Origin of the sequence: Bradyrhizobium lablabi (assembly GCF_001440475.1) — a bacterium.
Taxonomy (GTDB): Bacteria; Pseudomonadota; Alphaproteobacteria; order Rhizobiales; family Xanthobacteraceae; genus Bradyrhizobium; species Bradyrhizobium lablabi.
On the sequence record NZ_LLYB01000059.1, the window covers coordinates 3,619 to 17,725 of the forward strand.

13 protein-coding genes are annotated in these 14,107 nt (G+C 63.2%); 4 read left to right on the forward strand and 9 right to left on the reverse strand.

Going from position 1 to position 14,107, the window contains the following annotated elements; all coding sequences use genetic code 11:
* Nucleotides 1–765: glucose-1-phosphate thymidylyltransferase RfbA (rfbA, locus tag CQ14_RS12625; protein ID WP_245320320.1), on the reverse strand; the 765-nt coding region annotated here is incomplete at its 3' end.
* Nucleotides 766–950: 185 nt separating this feature from the next.
* On the opposite strand from rfbA, the gene CQ14_RS12630 reads away from it, so the two are divergent.
* The 4 genes from CQ14_RS12630 to CQ14_RS12645 are packed head-to-tail and all read left to right on the forward strand — an operon-like array spanning nt 951 to nt 4,816.
* Nucleotides 951–2,009 carry a hypothetical protein gene (locus CQ14_RS12630; protein ID WP_057858210.1) on the forward strand — a complete coding sequence of 353 codons (1,059 nt, stop codon included), beginning with the start codon at nt 951–953 and terminating at the stop codon, nt 2,007–2,009.
* A gap of 31 nt (nt 2,010–2,040) precedes the next feature.
* Complete coding sequence (locus CQ14_RS12635; RefSeq protein ID WP_057858211.1) at nt 2,041–3,012, forward strand: Gfo/Idh/MocA family protein; 972 nt, start codon at nt 2,041–2,043, stop codon at nt 3,010–3,012.
* 5 nt (nt 3,013–3,017) lie between these two features.
* Nucleotides 3,018–4,118: a DegT/DnrJ/EryC1/StrS family aminotransferase gene (locus CQ14_RS12640; RefSeq protein ID WP_057858212.1), complete on the forward strand. Its 1,101-nt coding sequence runs from the start codon at nt 3,018–3,020 to the stop codon at nt 4,116–4,118.
* Nucleotides 4,118–4,816, forward strand: a complete 699-nt coding sequence (locus tag CQ14_RS12645) for an NDP-hexose 2,3-dehydratase family protein (protein WP_057858213.1) — start codon at nt 4,118–4,120, stop codon at nt 4,814–4,816. Before CQ14_RS12640 ends, CQ14_RS12645 begins: the two co-directional genes overlap by 1 nt.
* Before the next feature lie 16 nt (nt 4,817–4,832).
* Here the strand turns inward: CQ14_RS12645 and CQ14_RS12650 are convergent, their stop codons facing one another.
* From CQ14_RS12650 to CQ14_RS12685, 8 genes are all read right to left on the reverse strand, one after another.
* Entirely contained in the window at nt 4,833–5,621 is a 789-nt protein-coding gene (locus tag CQ14_RS12650; protein ID WP_057858214.1) for a class I SAM-dependent methyltransferase, read from the reverse strand.
* Nucleotides 5,618–6,811, reverse strand: coding sequence for a CgeB family protein (locus CQ14_RS12655; protein WP_057858215.1), 1,194 nt, complete (start codon nt 6,809–6,811; stop codon nt 5,618–5,620). The genes CQ14_RS12650 and CQ14_RS12655 overlap by 4 nt, the downstream gene beginning before the upstream one ends.
* A gap of 6 nt (nt 6,812–6,817) precedes the next feature.
* Complete coding sequence (gene rfbB / locus CQ14_RS12660; RefSeq protein WP_057858216.1) at nt 6,818–7,930, reverse strand: dTDP-glucose 4,6-dehydratase; 1,113 nt, start codon at nt 7,928–7,930, stop codon at nt 6,818–6,820.
* 12 nt (nt 7,931–7,942) lie between these two features.
* A complete protein-coding gene (locus CQ14_RS12665; protein ID WP_245320321.1) occupies nt 7,943–9,271 on the reverse strand; it encodes a hypothetical protein in 1,329 nt (442 codons plus the stop codon).
* Nucleotides 9,272–9,327: 56 nt separating this feature from the next.
* Nucleotides 9,328–10,287 carry a UDP-glucuronic acid decarboxylase family protein gene (locus tag CQ14_RS12670; RefSeq protein WP_057858217.1) on the reverse strand — a complete coding sequence of 320 codons (960 nt, stop codon included), beginning with the start codon at nt 10,285–10,287 and terminating at the stop codon, nt 9,328–9,330.
* A gap of 249 nt (nt 10,288–10,536) precedes the next feature.
* Complete coding sequence (locus tag CQ14_RS12675) at nt 10,537–11,286, reverse strand: glycosyltransferase family 2 protein (protein WP_057858218.1); 750 nt, start codon at nt 11,284–11,286, stop codon at nt 10,537–10,539.
* A gap of 13 nt (nt 11,287–11,299) precedes the next feature.
* A complete protein-coding gene (locus CQ14_RS12680) occupies nt 11,300–12,703 on the reverse strand; it encodes a capsular polysaccharide export protein, LipB/KpsS family (protein WP_057858219.1) in 1,404 nt (467 codons plus the stop codon).
* Nucleotides 12,700–14,097 carry a surface carbohydrate biosynthesis protein gene (locus tag CQ14_RS12685; protein WP_057858220.1) on the reverse strand — a complete coding sequence of 466 codons (1,398 nt, stop codon included), beginning with the start codon at nt 14,095–14,097 and terminating at the stop codon, nt 12,700–12,702. Before CQ14_RS12685 ends, CQ14_RS12680 begins: the two co-directional genes overlap by 4 nt.
* Nucleotides 14,098–14,107: the final 10 nt, after the last annotated feature.

Here is a 14,107-nt window from a genome sequence, read left to right on the forward strand (position 1 = left end):
TTCCTCGGGGCAGGCGATTTTCAGGCCCTGGCGCTTCTCCACGATGTGGATGAACTGCGATGCCTCGAGCAGCGATTCATGCGTGCCGGCGTCGAGCCAGGCGTAGCCGCGGCCGAAGCGTTCGGCGTGCAGCTCGCCATGTTGCAGGTACCATTGGTTGACGTCGGTGATTTCAAGCTCGCCGCGCGGCGACGGCTTCATCTCGCGCACGATATCGACGACGCGTTCGTCGTAGAAGTAAAGCCCGGTTACGGCGTAGTTGGATTTCGGCGCTTTCGGCTTCTCCACGATCTGCAGCGGCCGATGCGCGGGATCGAACTCGATGACGCCGTAGCGTTCGGGATCGTCTACCCAGCAGGCGAACACCGTCGCGCCGCTTGCCTGCTGCGCGGAGGTGCGCAACAGTGCGCGCAGATTGTCGCCGTAGAATATGTTGTCGCCGAGGATCAGCGCGGAGGATCCGCCGGCCAGAAAATCCCGCCCGATCAGGAAAGCCTCCGCGATGCCGCCGGGGTGATCCTGGACGGCATAGGAAAGCTCGATGCCCCATTGGCGCCCGTCGCCGAGCAGGCGCCTGAACTGGTCGATCTCCTCCGGCGTGGTGATGATCAGGAGCTCGCGCAGGCCAGCCATCATCAGCGTCGTCAGCGAATAATAGATCAGCGGCTTGTCGTAGACCGGCAATAGCTGCTTGGAGGTCGCGAGCGTCAGCGGATAAAGCCGCGTGCCGCGGCCACCTGCCAGAATGATGCCTTTGCGATTCATGCGCCGAACCCTTCGCCGTTGGCGGGGATTTGGCAGCCTCGTTAGCATGCGCCAGCGGGCCTACAAAGGGCCTTTTCTTGCTCTCCATAGCAGAAATATTTCAATGGCTTACGCCTGAAATGACTGCGTTGCGCCGTCTATGCTTGTGGGTTAGGAATGGCACCATCGCGGCGGTTGGCAACGCAATGTCGGTGACGGCAGCGCCATTCACGATCTGGACTGCGACGGAGATCATGGCCGACCGCCTTTATTGCACCTACTTCGATCACAACTACCTGCCGCGCGGGCTGGCGCTCTATCATTCGCTGCGACGCCACGCACCGGGTGCGGAGCTTTGGGTGCTGTGCTTGAGCGAGGCTTGCTATCGGGCCCTGAAGGCACTTGATCTTCCCAACCTGGTGGCGGTGCGCATGGCGGAGTTTGAAGCCGCTAATCCCGACGTCGCCGCGACCCGGCCGTCCCGCAGCCAGATCGAATATTATTTTACGTCTTCACCGGCCTGGATCCTCTTCGTGCTGGAAAGCAGCCGGGACGCGGAGTGGACAACCTATCTCGACAGCGACCTGTTCTTCTTTGCGTCGCCCGATCCGATCTATGCGGAAATGAAGGATGCCGCGTTCGGCATCGTTCCGCATCGCTTCTCCCGCGGCCTGGAAGATCAGCGCAGGTTCGGGCTCTACAATGTCGGCTGGGTCAGCGCGCGCCGGCGCGACGACGGCATCGCGGCGCTCCGCTGGTGGCGCGAGCGCTGCATCGAATGGTGCTACGACCGGGTCGAAGGCGACCGTTTCGCCGACCAGCGCTACCTCGATCGCATGCCTGAAATGTTCAGTGGCGTTCACGTGATATCGCATCTCGGCGCCAATCTCGCGCCTTGGAACATTGCCGATTGCCGCCTGGAGTGGAACAACGGCATGGTCGAGATCGAGCGGCGCGATCCTTTGCTGTTCTTTCATTTTTACGGGGTCAAACGCAGCGGCGGCCATTATTTCAATAGCCACCGGGTCTATCACGCGCCATTTTCCGGCCTGATGAGAGAAAAACTGTACAAACCGTACGTGGCGGCGCTCGACGAGGCCGAGCGAACATCGGCTCCTTACCTGCAGGGGGAGCAGATCGAAGCGATCCGAAAGCCGGTGGTCGCCAATCCGGTCGATCGGCTGTTCAACGCGTTGCGCAGGATGCGAATGATGGCCTATCGCGGGCTCGATATCGTCACCGGACGGGCTATCGCCGTTCGCTAGTCCGATCCATGATTTCGAGAGATTATTACGAATGCGGTTGCTGATCCTTGGCTACTCCTCGATCGTCGAACGGCGGGTGATGCCCTCCGCGGCGAAGGTCGGCCGCATCGAGGAGATTTCGATCGCAAGCAAGAGCCGCAAGAGGCCCGAGGGCTGGCCGAAGCAGGGGCAGTTCTTCGACGACTACGAGGCTGCCTTGCGCAGCAGCGACTGCGATCTCGTCTATCTTTCGCTACCCAACGCATGGCACGAGCACTGGGTCATGGCCGCGCTCGCCGCCGGCAAGCACGTCGTGGTCGACAAGCCGGCGCTGATGACATTGACGGGCAGCGAGCGCGCCGTGAGCGAGGCGCGGCGCGCTGGTCGCCTCGTCGCGGAGGCGACGGTATTCGGTTATCATCCGCAGTTCGAGACGCTGGCGGCCTTCATCGCCGAGACCGGTCCGTTGACGCAGGCGGCCGCGCAATTCATCATTCCGCCGCTACCGATCGGCAACTTCCGCAATCACGCCGAACTGGGCGGCGGCTGTCTGCTCGACATGGGACCTTACGCCGCCGCCACGATGCGAATCCTCGGCGGCGACGGCGTGGCTGACGTGACGGCGCTGGCCGGCGGCCGGCATGCCGAAACCGGCGTCGACATGGGATTTTCGGTGCTGGCCCGGCTTGGGAATGGCGGGGCATTTTCCGGTCATTTCAGCTTTGAGGGCGAGTATCAGAACCGCTTGCTCGTTGTTGGCCGTTCGGGGTCCGTGTTAATGGAGCGCGTCTTCACTCCACCCGCCGATCATCAGATGGAATGGCGCCGGCGCGTACGCAATGCCGATGATGTCGTGACCTTCGAGCCGGCCGATACGTTTGCACGTTTCCTCGAGGCGGTGACGGCAGCGATTGCGAGCGGCGATCACGAACGATTCCATCGCGATCTCCTGAGCGACGCAACGTGCCGGGACATGATCGCAACCGCACTCGCATCGCAAAATCCGGCGCAACCGTTCATGTGAGAGACATGCCAATCAACGTATGGGACTATTTGCGGGAATACGACGAGCTGCGCGAGGAGATCCTCGCTGCCGTCGACCGGGTATTCCGCTCCGGGCGGCTGGTGCTCGGACAGGAAGGCATCAGGTTCGAGCGTGAGATGGCGGCCTATCTGGGGGTCGCGGGCAGTGTCGGCGTGAACAGCGGAACGGATGCGATCTACATCGCGCTGGCCTCGCTCGGGGTCAAGGCCGGCGACGAGGTCATTACCGTGCCCAATACAGCGGTGCCGACGGTCTCGGCGATCCGCACGCTCGGCGCCAGGCCTGTCTTCGTCGACGTGCGCGAAGACGATTTCCTGATGGATGTCGCTCAGGTCGAAGCCGCGATCACGCCGCGCACCAGGGCGATCGTGCCGGTGCATCTCTACGGCCAATGTGTCGACCTCGATCCGCTGATGGCGATTGCCGAGCGGCACGGGCTGAAGGTGATGGAGGACTGCGCGCAGTCGCAAGGCGCGCTCTACAAGAACCATCAGTCCGGCAGTGTCGGTCACGCCTCGGCGTTCTCGTTCTACCCGACCAAGGTGCTGGGCGCCTATGGCGATGGCGGCATGGTGCTGAGCAACGACGAAGCGGCGATCAAGCTCGCGCGTAGCCTTCGCTTCTACGGCATGGAGACGCAGTACTATTCCGAGCGCCACGGTTATAATTCGCGTCTCGACGAGGTGCAGGCCGCGATCCTGTCGCTGAAACTGCCGCGCATCGAGGGCTGGATCGAGCGGCGGCGGGAGATCGCCGCGCGCTACAATCGCGGGCTTGCCGGTAGCGGTCTCGTGCTGCCGCGCGAGAACGCACACAGCCGCCATTCCTACTATGTCTATGTGGTGGAGCATCCGACGGACCGCGACGGGGTGCTGGAGCGGCTGGCGAAGCGCGACATCAACTGCAATGTGTCGTACCGTTGGCCGATACACACCATGCGGGGTAGCGCCGATCTCGGCTATTCCGAGGGGCAATTCCCGGTCGCGGAGCGCAAGGCGCAGCGGATATTCTCGCTGCCGATGTATCCGCATCTGAAGGAGGAGGAAGTCGATACCGTGATCGAAGTTCTCAGGGACGTGGTCTGATGGCCGAGCGCGCGCATCTTGACTGGTTTCGCAAACGGCTCGCAGCATCCGCCGCGATCGAGCCGAAGGATCCTGCGCCGATCCTGGCATGGCGGGACGAGCGCTGCCAGGCGATCCGCTTCAAGGCCGAATTGATCGGCCTCGACGAGGTTCGCGGCTGGTCGCGCGACGCCCAAGGTAATGTCCGGCACAAGAGCGGACAGTTTTTCAGCGTTGAGGGCGTACGGATCGAAAGCGGTGACTTGCGTGAGGTCACTTCGTGGGATCAGCCGATCTATACCCAGCCTGAAGGCGGCCTGCTGGGGTTGATCACCCGTGAGACAGGCGATAGCGGCGTGCAGTTTCTGCTGTATGCCAAGGCCGAGCCGGGCAACCTCGGCGTGCTCCAGCTCTCGCCCTCCGTGCAAAGCACGTGGTCCAACATCAGGCGCGCGCATGGCGGCAAGCTATCGCCGATGCTGGAGGTGCTCACCGCCAAGGCCGGCGTGCGGATCATCTACCGGGCCGCGCACAATGAAGAGGGGGGCCGGTTCTGGCGGAAGTCGAACGAGAACATCATCGTCTTCGTCGACGATGAGAGCGTGATCGAGTCCGACATGGCGATGTTTTGCTGGGCGAGCCTGAGCCAGCTCAAGGAGCTCGCCCTGATCGACAATGTGCTGAGCCCCTTCGTGCGGACGATCATCGCGCCGCTCTAGCACGAATGACGAACGGTCACGCCTTCGAAAACAGGTAGGTTTCTGTGGTCGAGTGGTGACCCGTCACGTCGGAAACGTCATAGGGGATGCAGGGCCATTGGCGCGCGAGCCGAAGCCCGGCATTGTTACAGAGCGACATCAATTCGCGCTTGCCGAACACGATTTCGACGACCGGTGCGCCATAGGCGAATTTGCTCAAATAGGTGGTTTGATGATCGTCGAACATCGGCACGGTGTGTAGCACGCAATACCGGCCGGCAACGCGCGCGGCTTCCCGGATCGCCGCCGGATAGTCGATGATATGCATCAGCGACACGCCGTTGAAGACGATGTCGAATGCATTGTCCGTATGCGGTAGCCGGGTCGCATCCGCGACCTCGAACGTAACGGACGGATAGTTTGAGCGGGCGCGCGCGATCATCGCCTCCGAATAATCGATGCCGGTGTAGCTGAGGCCGCCGGGAACGAGGTTGGCGAAGACCTCAGAATAGTAGCCGCTGCCACAGCCGATTTCGATCAGGCGAGGCCTGGCAATGCCGGTCGCCGCCACGGCCTCCGCGGCGACGGTGAAATCGAGCCGTGGTTCGCCGCTCTTCATGTCGGCGATCAACGCCCGATAGGCGCGCTCCTGGCGGGCCACGGTGCGCGCGGAAAGCCAGCCGCCCGATGATGCGGCTACATTGCGGGCTTCCTCCAGCCCGCCCAGCACCTTGTAGTCGGTCGAGGTCAGGATATGGCGGCGCAGGATCGGCGTCGCCTTGACGACGCGCTTGCCAATCTGCCTGACGAGGCGCGGCAGCTTCATCGCGATGGCCGCAACGTTTCGACGAAACCCAGGATCTCGGCGGCGCGATGGCGATAGGTATGCTGCGCCATGGTTCTCGCCTGGCCTGCGGCGGCCGTTGCGGCGCGGCCTTTGGCGTCATCGAGGACGCGGCCGATGACCTCAAGGCAATCGTCGACCGAGCGCCAGACGGCGACCTCGCGATCCGGCGCGAACAAGGTGTGCAGATTGTCCTTGAAGTCGGTCAGCAGGAAAGCGCCGACCCCGGTCGCCTCGAACAGGCGCATGTTGCCGGCTTCGCGGCCTGCCATGTCGATGTGGGAATTGAGCGTGATCTTCGAGCGCCGCAGCGCCTGATACATGTCGGCACCCCACACCTCGCCCTGGAAGCAGCGATGCAGCGGCGAAGAGGCCGGCAGCGTCCGCGGCGGGTTGCCGAACAGCTTGAGATCGTAACGTTCGGCGACCGCCTCGAGCAGCGCAATCCGCTGCTGGTGATCCGGCGACACCGTGCCGACAAAGGAAACCTCGATGTCGACGGCAGGCGCCGGTGGCAGCGCATCGAGAATGGCGGGCTCGAACGCCAGATGATTCACCTCCGCGCGCACGCCGAGGCGGCGGAAGAAATCCACCGTCGCCGAGAGCTGCGACATCATCAGATCGTAGACGGACCAGTCCACGCCGCGGGACGGCGCAATGCCGATCTGGCCGATCAGGATCGGGTTGCCGATCGCCTTGATGCGCCGCATCAGCCTGGGGTCGACGTGAAAAGTGTCCTGGTTGAGCACCACGTCGGGTGTGAAATCCTCGATCTGGGCAAGCAGGATTGCCTCGGCCTGCGCGTCAAGGCGCGGGCTGAGGCCGACCTTGCGGGCCAATGGCCGCAGCATCGGCTTCAGCGGCGTCACGGCGCGTTGCAGCCATGCCGGCATCGAGGTGCTTCCGCTCGTCGTCTCGGGCCCCGCCGCCTTGACGGCCATGCCATGCTCGCGCGCCCAGGCGGTCTGGAGCCAGGCATTGTTGACGTGGATCTCCGCCGCCGAATGGCCGAGCGCGGCAAAATTCCGCGAGTAGAAATCGGCGACGCCGAACAGGCTGTTGTTGCGCGCCACCATCTGGTCGGCGTAACCGGCGCTTCCGAGCCCCGGCTGGCGGCGGTACATCCAGCTCAGGAAGCGCGGGTAGTCCGCATTGAGCACGAGGATGCGCATGAGTGGCTAGACCGCGCGCCGGAAGCCGTAATTCTTGTCGATCCACGCCTTGTAAGCGCCGCTGGTGACGTCGCGCCACCATGTTTCGTGGTCGAGATACCATTGCACAGTCTGCTTCAGTCCGCGCTCGAAATCGACCTTGCAGCGACTGCCGAGTTCGGTTGCCAGCTTGGTGGCATCGATCGCATAGCGGTGATCATGGCCGGGGCGGTCCGTCACATAGGTGATGAGCGTACGGCAGGAGCCGGCGGCCGCGGCAGGACAGGTTGGAAAGCGCGCGGCGAGACGGGTATCGGATGCGAAGGCCGCATCGATCGTGTCGCAGATCAGGCCGACCACGTCGCGGTTGTTGCGTTCGTTGCCGCCGCCGACATTGTAGGTTTCGCCGGTGCGGCCGCGCTCGATCACGTTCATCAAGGCATCGCAATGATCGGAAACATGCAGCCAGTCGCGAACATTGGAGCCGTCCCCGTAAACCGGTAGCGGCTTGCCTTCCAGCGCGTGGATGATCATCAGCGGAATGAGTTTTTCCGGGTGCTGATAGGGGCCGTAATTGTTGGAGCAGTTCGTGATCAGCGCAGGCATGCCGTAGGTCGCGACGAAGGCGCGGACCAGGTGGTCGCTGGATGCCTTGCTCGCCGCGTAGGGCGAGTTGGGGCGATAGGGCGAGGATTCGGTGAAGGCGGGATCGGCCGGGCCGAGTGAGCCATAGACTTCGTCGGTCGAGACGTGGAGAAATCGCGCCGTATCAAGCATCGCAGCCGCGCGCCAAAAATCGAGCGCCGTTTTCAGAAGCGTGAACGTGCCGAGCACGTTGGTCTGCAGAAAGGCTTCGGGATCGCTGATCGAACGGTCGACATGCGACTCGGCGGCGAGATGCGCCACGCGCGAGAATTTGTGTTCGTCGAACAGGCGCTGCATCAGCGCCGCATCGCCGATGTCGCCCTTCACGAACTCGATGCTTCGATCGGCAATCAGCGGCTCCAGGCTGCGGACATTGGCCGCATAGGTCATGGCATCGACGATCGTCAGGCGGTCGGCCGGCTGCGCCGCCCGCCATGCATGCACCAGGTTCTGGCCGATGAAGCCAGCGCCGCCTGTAATCAGAACGCTCTGCATCGAAACCTCCGGTCACGAAGCCGCCGGCTCGATTCTGGGATCGAACATCGTGCGCGGCATGACGTACCACAGCAGAAACAGGAATACGGTGCCATGTGTCAATAATGCCGTCGTAAACGGCACATTGAGAAAGGTCTGGGGAAGCAGCGCGCCCGAGACCATCACGAAGGCCGGCGGCAGTCCGGCGGACACGCGATTGCCGAGCGCGATGACAAGCCCGCACAGCAGCGCCACCAGCGGCGCGAGATACAGCCCGACCGAGGCGATGCCTTCGGTCGCAAACAGGGACGCGTTGATGTTGCCGAGCTGGTAGGTCTTTTCCATCACCAGCGATAGCTGTTCCTGATAGGGGCAGCTCACCAGCGGCTTGACGAAGGATACCTGGCAGAACCAGGTGAGCGGATGGCTCGCGAAGAAGTCGTTATAGAGATCCATGGCGCTGGACGGCGCCGCCATCATTCGGATGTTTACCAGGCCGAAATAGAGCTGCGTATGGTTGTTGAGTTGCACCGACACCAGGATCACGCCGAGCAGCATCGGCAGGAGGGTCGACAGGATGGTGGCCGCGCGGGGATCGAAAAGCCTCGAAAGTATCAGCACGACAACTATCCACGCCGTCGAGAACAGCGCAAACTTGCTCAGCGTGATCGGATAGAACAGCAGCATCAGAACGAGCGGCACGACCGCCCACCAGCGGCGATTGAGCGCCAGGTAACAGGCAAAGGCGAACGGCAGCAGCACGGTAGATATAATTCCAGTCAGATAACGTATCGGCGCCGGAAAATAGAGTTCATTGCGAAAGTCGTAGATCTGCCTGATCGACACCAGATTGAAGTTGTAGAAGGAAGCCGCGACGATGGTGCCGATCGCCAGGGCCAGAATGGAATTCAGAACGTATTGGAGGGCGCGGGGCGAGAGCACATGCTTCTGCTTGAGCGGCCTGTTGATGAGCAGGGCGGGCAGCAGAAACGCCAGCGCGGAAGCGGCGGCCGAGAGACCGGCCAGCCGGTAGTCGTATTTGAATCTGGAGAAGTTCAGGAGCCAGATGAAGCCGAGCACCATCGTGAACAGGCTGAAGCCGACGAAGTAGCCGAAGCTGAAGCGGGCGAATATGAACAGCAGCGAGACGGTGGAGAAGGCCGCGACTGCAGCTATTGCGGGACGGAACCAGATGTCGTCGTACAACATGTACGACTGCCAGTTTGCGACCTGGACCAGCGAGAGACAGCATACCACGATATGAAGGCACACGAGCACGTACAGGCTGAAACGCGAGCCGGAGGCCAGCCGGATGCGTTCCACGATGGCTACGGCAGGCCTGCTTTCTGGTGAGTGCATCATGAACATCGCGCCGCCACGCGGTGTGTCTGAAACGAAACAGTCCTGTCCGGCCTATGTCAGTCCAGCGTACGCTTGAAATAGGCGATGGTCTCCTTCAGGCCATCGGCGAGCGGGACCTTGGGTTCCCAATTCAGCAGCGCCTTCGCCTTGGAAAGATCGGGCTGGCGCTGCCGCGGATCGTCCTGCGGCAGCGGCTTGAAAATGAGCTTGGAGCGCGAATTGGTGTAGCTGATCACCTTCTCGGCCAGTTCCAGAATGGTGAATTCCGAATTGTTGCCGAGATTGATCGGTCCCGTGCAGTCGTCGCCGGTCAGCATCAGCCGGGTAATGGCCTCGACGAGATCGTCGACATAACAGAACGACCGGCTTTGGCCGCCGTCGCCAAACACGGTGATCGGCTCGCCCCTGAGCGCCTGGACGATGAAGGACGAAACGACGCGGCCGTCATTGGGCTGCATCCGCGGGCCATAGGTATTGAAGATGCGGGCCACCTTGATCGGAAGCGAATGTTGCCGCCAATAGTCGAAGAACAGGGTCTCGGCGCAACGCTTGCCCTCGTCGTAACACGAGCGAATCCCGATCGGATTGACGTTGCCCCAGTAATCCTCGGTCTGCGGATGGATCAGGGGATCGCCGTAGATTTCGCTGGTCGAGGCCTGAAAGATCGGGGCCCGCAGGCGCTTGGCGAGGCCGAGCATGTTGATCGCGCCATGCACGCTGGTCTTGGTAGTCTGCACGGGATCGCGCTGGTAGTGGATCGGCGAGGCCGGGCAGGCGAGGTTGAAGATCGCGTCGACCTCGATGTAGAGCGGGAACGTCACGTCGTGCCGGATCGCCTCGAACATCGGGTTCGACAGGAGGTGGGCGATGTTCTTCCGGCTACCCGTGAAGTAGTTGTCCGCACAGACCACTTCCGCGCCGGCGGCGAGCAGCCGTTCACTGAGGTGGGAGCCGATGAAGCCGGCGCCGCCGGTGACGAGGATGCGGCTGTCTTTGTAGTTTCGGTCAAACGACATCGTGGTTCCCGGGGTTGCTTCACGGTCTGCGAGGGGCTGGCGGAGTGGTATCGGCAACGGCAAAGTTCGCCAATAGCATTATCCGGGATGGCAGTATCAAAATACCTTATACCCCAGTAAGTCCTTGAAGGGACCAGCAGGGCGACCAAGGCGCCGCCGATGGGCCAAGATCCGCCCACAAGCACCCGGCCGTGGGTCTCGGAGGCGCGGGCCGCCCGAATCCGGAGCGGTTTTCGCGGGTAGCGGTCTTCAGAAGTCTCGCCGCTTCAGCCAGGCGCGCGTGCCCCAATGCGCAAAGCACGAGGCGGATTTGACCGGCGAAAGCTGTTCCACGTTGCGGTAGATGTGCCAGACCCATCCGGCCGACCGGAGCGGGCGGCTGGAGACCGATGAGCCCCGCACGCGGTAGCGGGCGAGGTCCTCATTGAGCCCGTGGGCGAGGTGTCCCGGCTTGAGGATGCTCAGCCAGAGGCAGAAATCGTCATACGGCTCGTTCTTCATGGCGATGTTGCCGGCGATGTCGCGGTCGACCAGCGCGGTCAGCGTGGCGATCGAGGTGTTCTTGAGCAACTGCTCGTAGTTCAGGGAGGCCGGCACCTCGATCAGGCGGCCGGTGAGCGATCCCGTCTCATTGATGCGGCGGAATGCCGTGTAGCTCAGCGCGGCGCGCTTGGCCTGGGCGAAGGCGATCTGCCGTTCGAGTTTGGCGGGCAGCCACAGATCGTCGCTGTCGAGAAACGCGACGAAGCGGCCCTGCGCCTGGTCGATCGCGGCCTGGCGCGCCAGCGCTGGGCCCCCGTTACGTGGCTGGCGGATCAGCCTGATGCGCGGATCGCTCGCCGCATGGCTTTCCACGACGGCGGCCGTCTGGTCGGTCGAGCAGTCGTCGGCGATCAACAGCTCCCAGTCGGTCATCGTCTGGGCCTGGACCGATGCAATGGTTTCGCCGATCAGCGCGGCCACGTTCCATGACGGGGTGATGATCGAAACGAGCGGCATCGTAAAAAACCTTTCAATCCGCGCGGCGCGGTTCGCCGATCGCAGACAGCAACGAGGCCGCAAACGTATCGAGCTGTTTGGAATCGCTGATATAGAGTTCGCCGGGAAACGATTGCCGCCAGGCGGTTTCGAAATAGGGTGCGGTGTCGGCGGGGTCGAACGGCGGCGCCGCCAGCGCGTCGCGAAGCCGCTGCGGAACGTCGGCCAGGCGGTCGACGGCGAACACCAGCGGGCAGGAGCGGTAGAACGCATCGCCCATCACCACGACCGGCTTGCCGAGCAGCACCGCTTCGGCGCCCGACTTGCTGTTGACCGAGACGATCGCATCCGCGCGGCCAAGCACGGTGTAATTGTTGGTCTGCGGCGGCAGCAGGACGAAATTATCGAAGCGGCGCGCCAGTTCGAACAGGCGGCTGGCCGGAATCGCACCAATCTGGGCCGGGTGTTCCTTGACGACGAGGGTGTGCGTATCCGGGATGATGCGCAGCAGGAAGTCGATGGTCGCGACCTGGTCGAGATATTCCGGCGAGCGAAGTGTCAGCGCCATGTCGGCCGGCACGTGCAGGGGATAGTAGACGAAGGGGCCGTCCGGCATCGGGCGGTAGAGCTTTCGAAGCCGCGTCGCGCCGACCGCCATGGCGGCATGGGCGCGGGCATGGCGGAGATTGTGTCCGAACTCCTGATGCTTGCCGAGTGCGAACTGATCCCAGAGCTTCTCGACCAGGCGGCGTGCATTCCGCGCATTGGCGATCTTGTTGAACGCCGCCGAATATTGGTGACGGTCCTTTTGCGGAATCACGATGGATTGCTGCCGCAAGGTCTCATCGAGATAGCCGCGCACGTCGGTGGAGACGGAGTCTGCCGGCGTCCGCATGGTATCGGGGGCGGCAAGGCTGTCCGGCGTATAGTAGAGCCTGCCGCGAAAGAACGACGGCTCGATGAACCAGTTGCGGATGCCGCGCTTCTTGGCGGCGTAGAAGCAGGCGATCACCGAGAGAAAGCCGCCGAGCTCCTGAACGGCAACGGCCTGCCGCCCCGCGGCGGCGAGGCGATCTAGCGCGGCTTCCATCGCGTTGGTGTAGATCATGAACCGCCGGCGCAGTGCGGCGGTATCGCGAATGCCGAAGGTGACGCGCTCGTGGCTGAACAGGAAGTTCGATCCACCCAGGCCGTATTCGGCGATCCGTGCGGCGAAGGCGCGCTCGTCCTCGACCGGCGCGCCGCCCTCGAGGCCGGTGCGGTACATGTTGACGACGGGGATACCTTTCGCCTCCGCCATTTCGGCGCTGCGATCGTCGAATGCGAGCAGTTGCACCTCGCGCCCGGCGGTGCGCAACCGCTGCGCCACCGGAATCCAGAACCGGGTCTGGTATTCGGCAAGGGTCGTGATCAGGATTGTTTCGGACGAAGCGGTCATGCGCGCGTGGGACGTTTTTCGATGGCGATACTGGCGAGGGGCAGGCCGGTGGTCTGGCACCGGGCGCGCGCGGCGGTGAAAAGCGAGGGGGCCTGGCCGTCGTGGACGGCGATCCGCTCGAGCATGGCGGCTACCGTTGACGGCGCGATCCGCTTGTCGCGCCGGGCCGGACTGACGAAGGTGCGTAGCTTCTCGGTGGCGGCTGAGCCCAGCAGCACGCTCGCGGCACCCTTGGCGATTTGTCCGATACTCGGGTTCGGCCGCGTGCCGCGGAGCGCGCTGGAAAGCGACACAAAGGCATTACGGGGATGCGCGGCGCCGACCAGAACGTCGGCGACGCGCTCGGCGGCGAGGCCATCGTTGCGGTAGAAAAAGGCATCGATATCGGCGGCGTGGACGCCTGCGAAATCGAATCTGGCCGTTTCCGCGTCGAGGTCGTCGACCATGGCCAGCAGTTCGTCGAACGAGGCCGCCGCGCGGCTCACGCGCGCAGGCAGGCGGGCATGTCCGGCGGTTGTCGGCGTGTTCAGATATTCGAGCTGGATCGGAAGCTTTTCAAGCAGAACCGCTTCGACCGCCGTACCGCAATTGAGGTGAATGATTGCCGCGGCATTCTGGATCATGTCGAGCACGCTGCCGGTGCCGTCGACGGTCACATTGGAATATTGGCCCAGCGCATTCCGATAGACTTCCTCGCTCTCGAACGGGTGCGGCCGCACCAGAATCGCCTGGTCCGGCCGCGCGGCCGCAAGGCGGGCGATCTCCGCAAGGTAGTTGGCAAAGACCTGTTTGAGATCGATCAGGAAGCGGTCGATATAGGCGCCATCCCATCCGGCGCGAACCATGGTTTCGCGCTCGGCGCCGGGCTTGCTGGAGAAGCGGGAGTTCACCAGCGGGAAATTGGCGTTGACGAGCAGATAGCCGCGCCGCTTGCCGTCGAGCAATTTCCGCCATCGTGGCGCAGCGAAGTCGAAACGCGGGCAGCCGGTAAGGTGAAGCTGGCCGGGCGGCATGGTTTCGGTGTCGTTGAACGCCTTGTGCAACTGGCCGCCCCAGAAGAAATATCCCGACAGGATATCGGCGTAACCGCTACTGCGGATGTGCGCGGCCATCGCGGGCGGCGAGTTGCCGCCTTTTTCCGCCAGCACGCCGCCCTCGGTGTCGAGAACATAGAGCGCCAGTCCCGCCGCGGCAAAACTGCGCATCAGGTCGAGATTGGCGGCGCGGGCGTAGTTGGCGACCAGCGTATCGAGACCGAGCCGCGGCACGTCGACGCCCTGTTCATACATCGGGATGATGACGACGGAGGCGCCGCGCGAGGCAAGCTGATACGCAGCCAGGACGCTTCCCGCCAAGTCACGCTTGGGGTGATCGACCACCCATCCGATACGCACGATCGTCAGC

Excerpts from the sequence above, each read along its gene's own strand:
- CQ14_RS12680 (WP_057858219.1), bottom strand. The coding sequence starts at position 12,703 with ATGACCGCTTCGTCCGAAACAATCCTGATCACGACCCTTGCCGAATAC.
- CQ14_RS12645 (WP_057858213.1), top strand. The coding sequence starts at position 4,118 with ATGGCCGAGCGCGCGCATCTTGACTGGTTTCGCAAACGGCTCGCAGCA.
- CQ14_RS12665 (WP_245320321.1), bottom strand. The coding sequence starts at position 9,271 with ATGATGCACTCACCAGAAAGCAGGCCTGCCGTAGCCATCGTGGAACGC.
- CQ14_RS12640 (WP_057858212.1), top strand. The coding sequence starts at position 3,018 with ATGCCAATCAACGTATGGGACTATTTGCGGGAATACGACGAGCTGCGC.
- CQ14_RS12630 (WP_057858210.1), top strand. The coding sequence starts at position 951 with ATGTCGGTGACGGCAGCGCCATTCACGATCTGGACTGCGACGGAGATC.
- CQ14_RS12635 (WP_057858211.1), top strand. The coding sequence starts at position 2,041 with ATGCGGTTGCTGATCCTTGGCTACTCCTCGATCGTCGAACGGCGGGTG.
- CQ14_RS12670 (WP_057858217.1), bottom strand. The coding sequence starts at position 10,287 with ATGTCGTTTGACCGAAACTACAAAGACAGCCGCATCCTCGTCACCGGC.
- CQ14_RS12675 (WP_057858218.1), bottom strand. The coding sequence starts at position 11,286 with ATGCCGCTCGTTTCGATCATCACCCCGTCATGGAACGTGGCCGCGCTG.
- rfbB (WP_057858216.1), bottom strand. The coding sequence starts at position 7,930 with ATGCAGAGCGTTCTGATTACAGGCGGCGCTGGCTTCATCGGCCAGAAC.
- CQ14_RS12650 (WP_057858214.1), bottom strand. The coding sequence starts at position 5,621 with ATGAAGCTGCCGCGCCTCGTCAGGCAGATTGGCAAGCGCGTCGTCAAG.
- CQ14_RS12655 (WP_057858215.1), bottom strand. The coding sequence starts at position 6,811 with ATGCGCATCCTCGTGCTCAATGCGGACTACCCGCGCTTCCTGAGCTGG.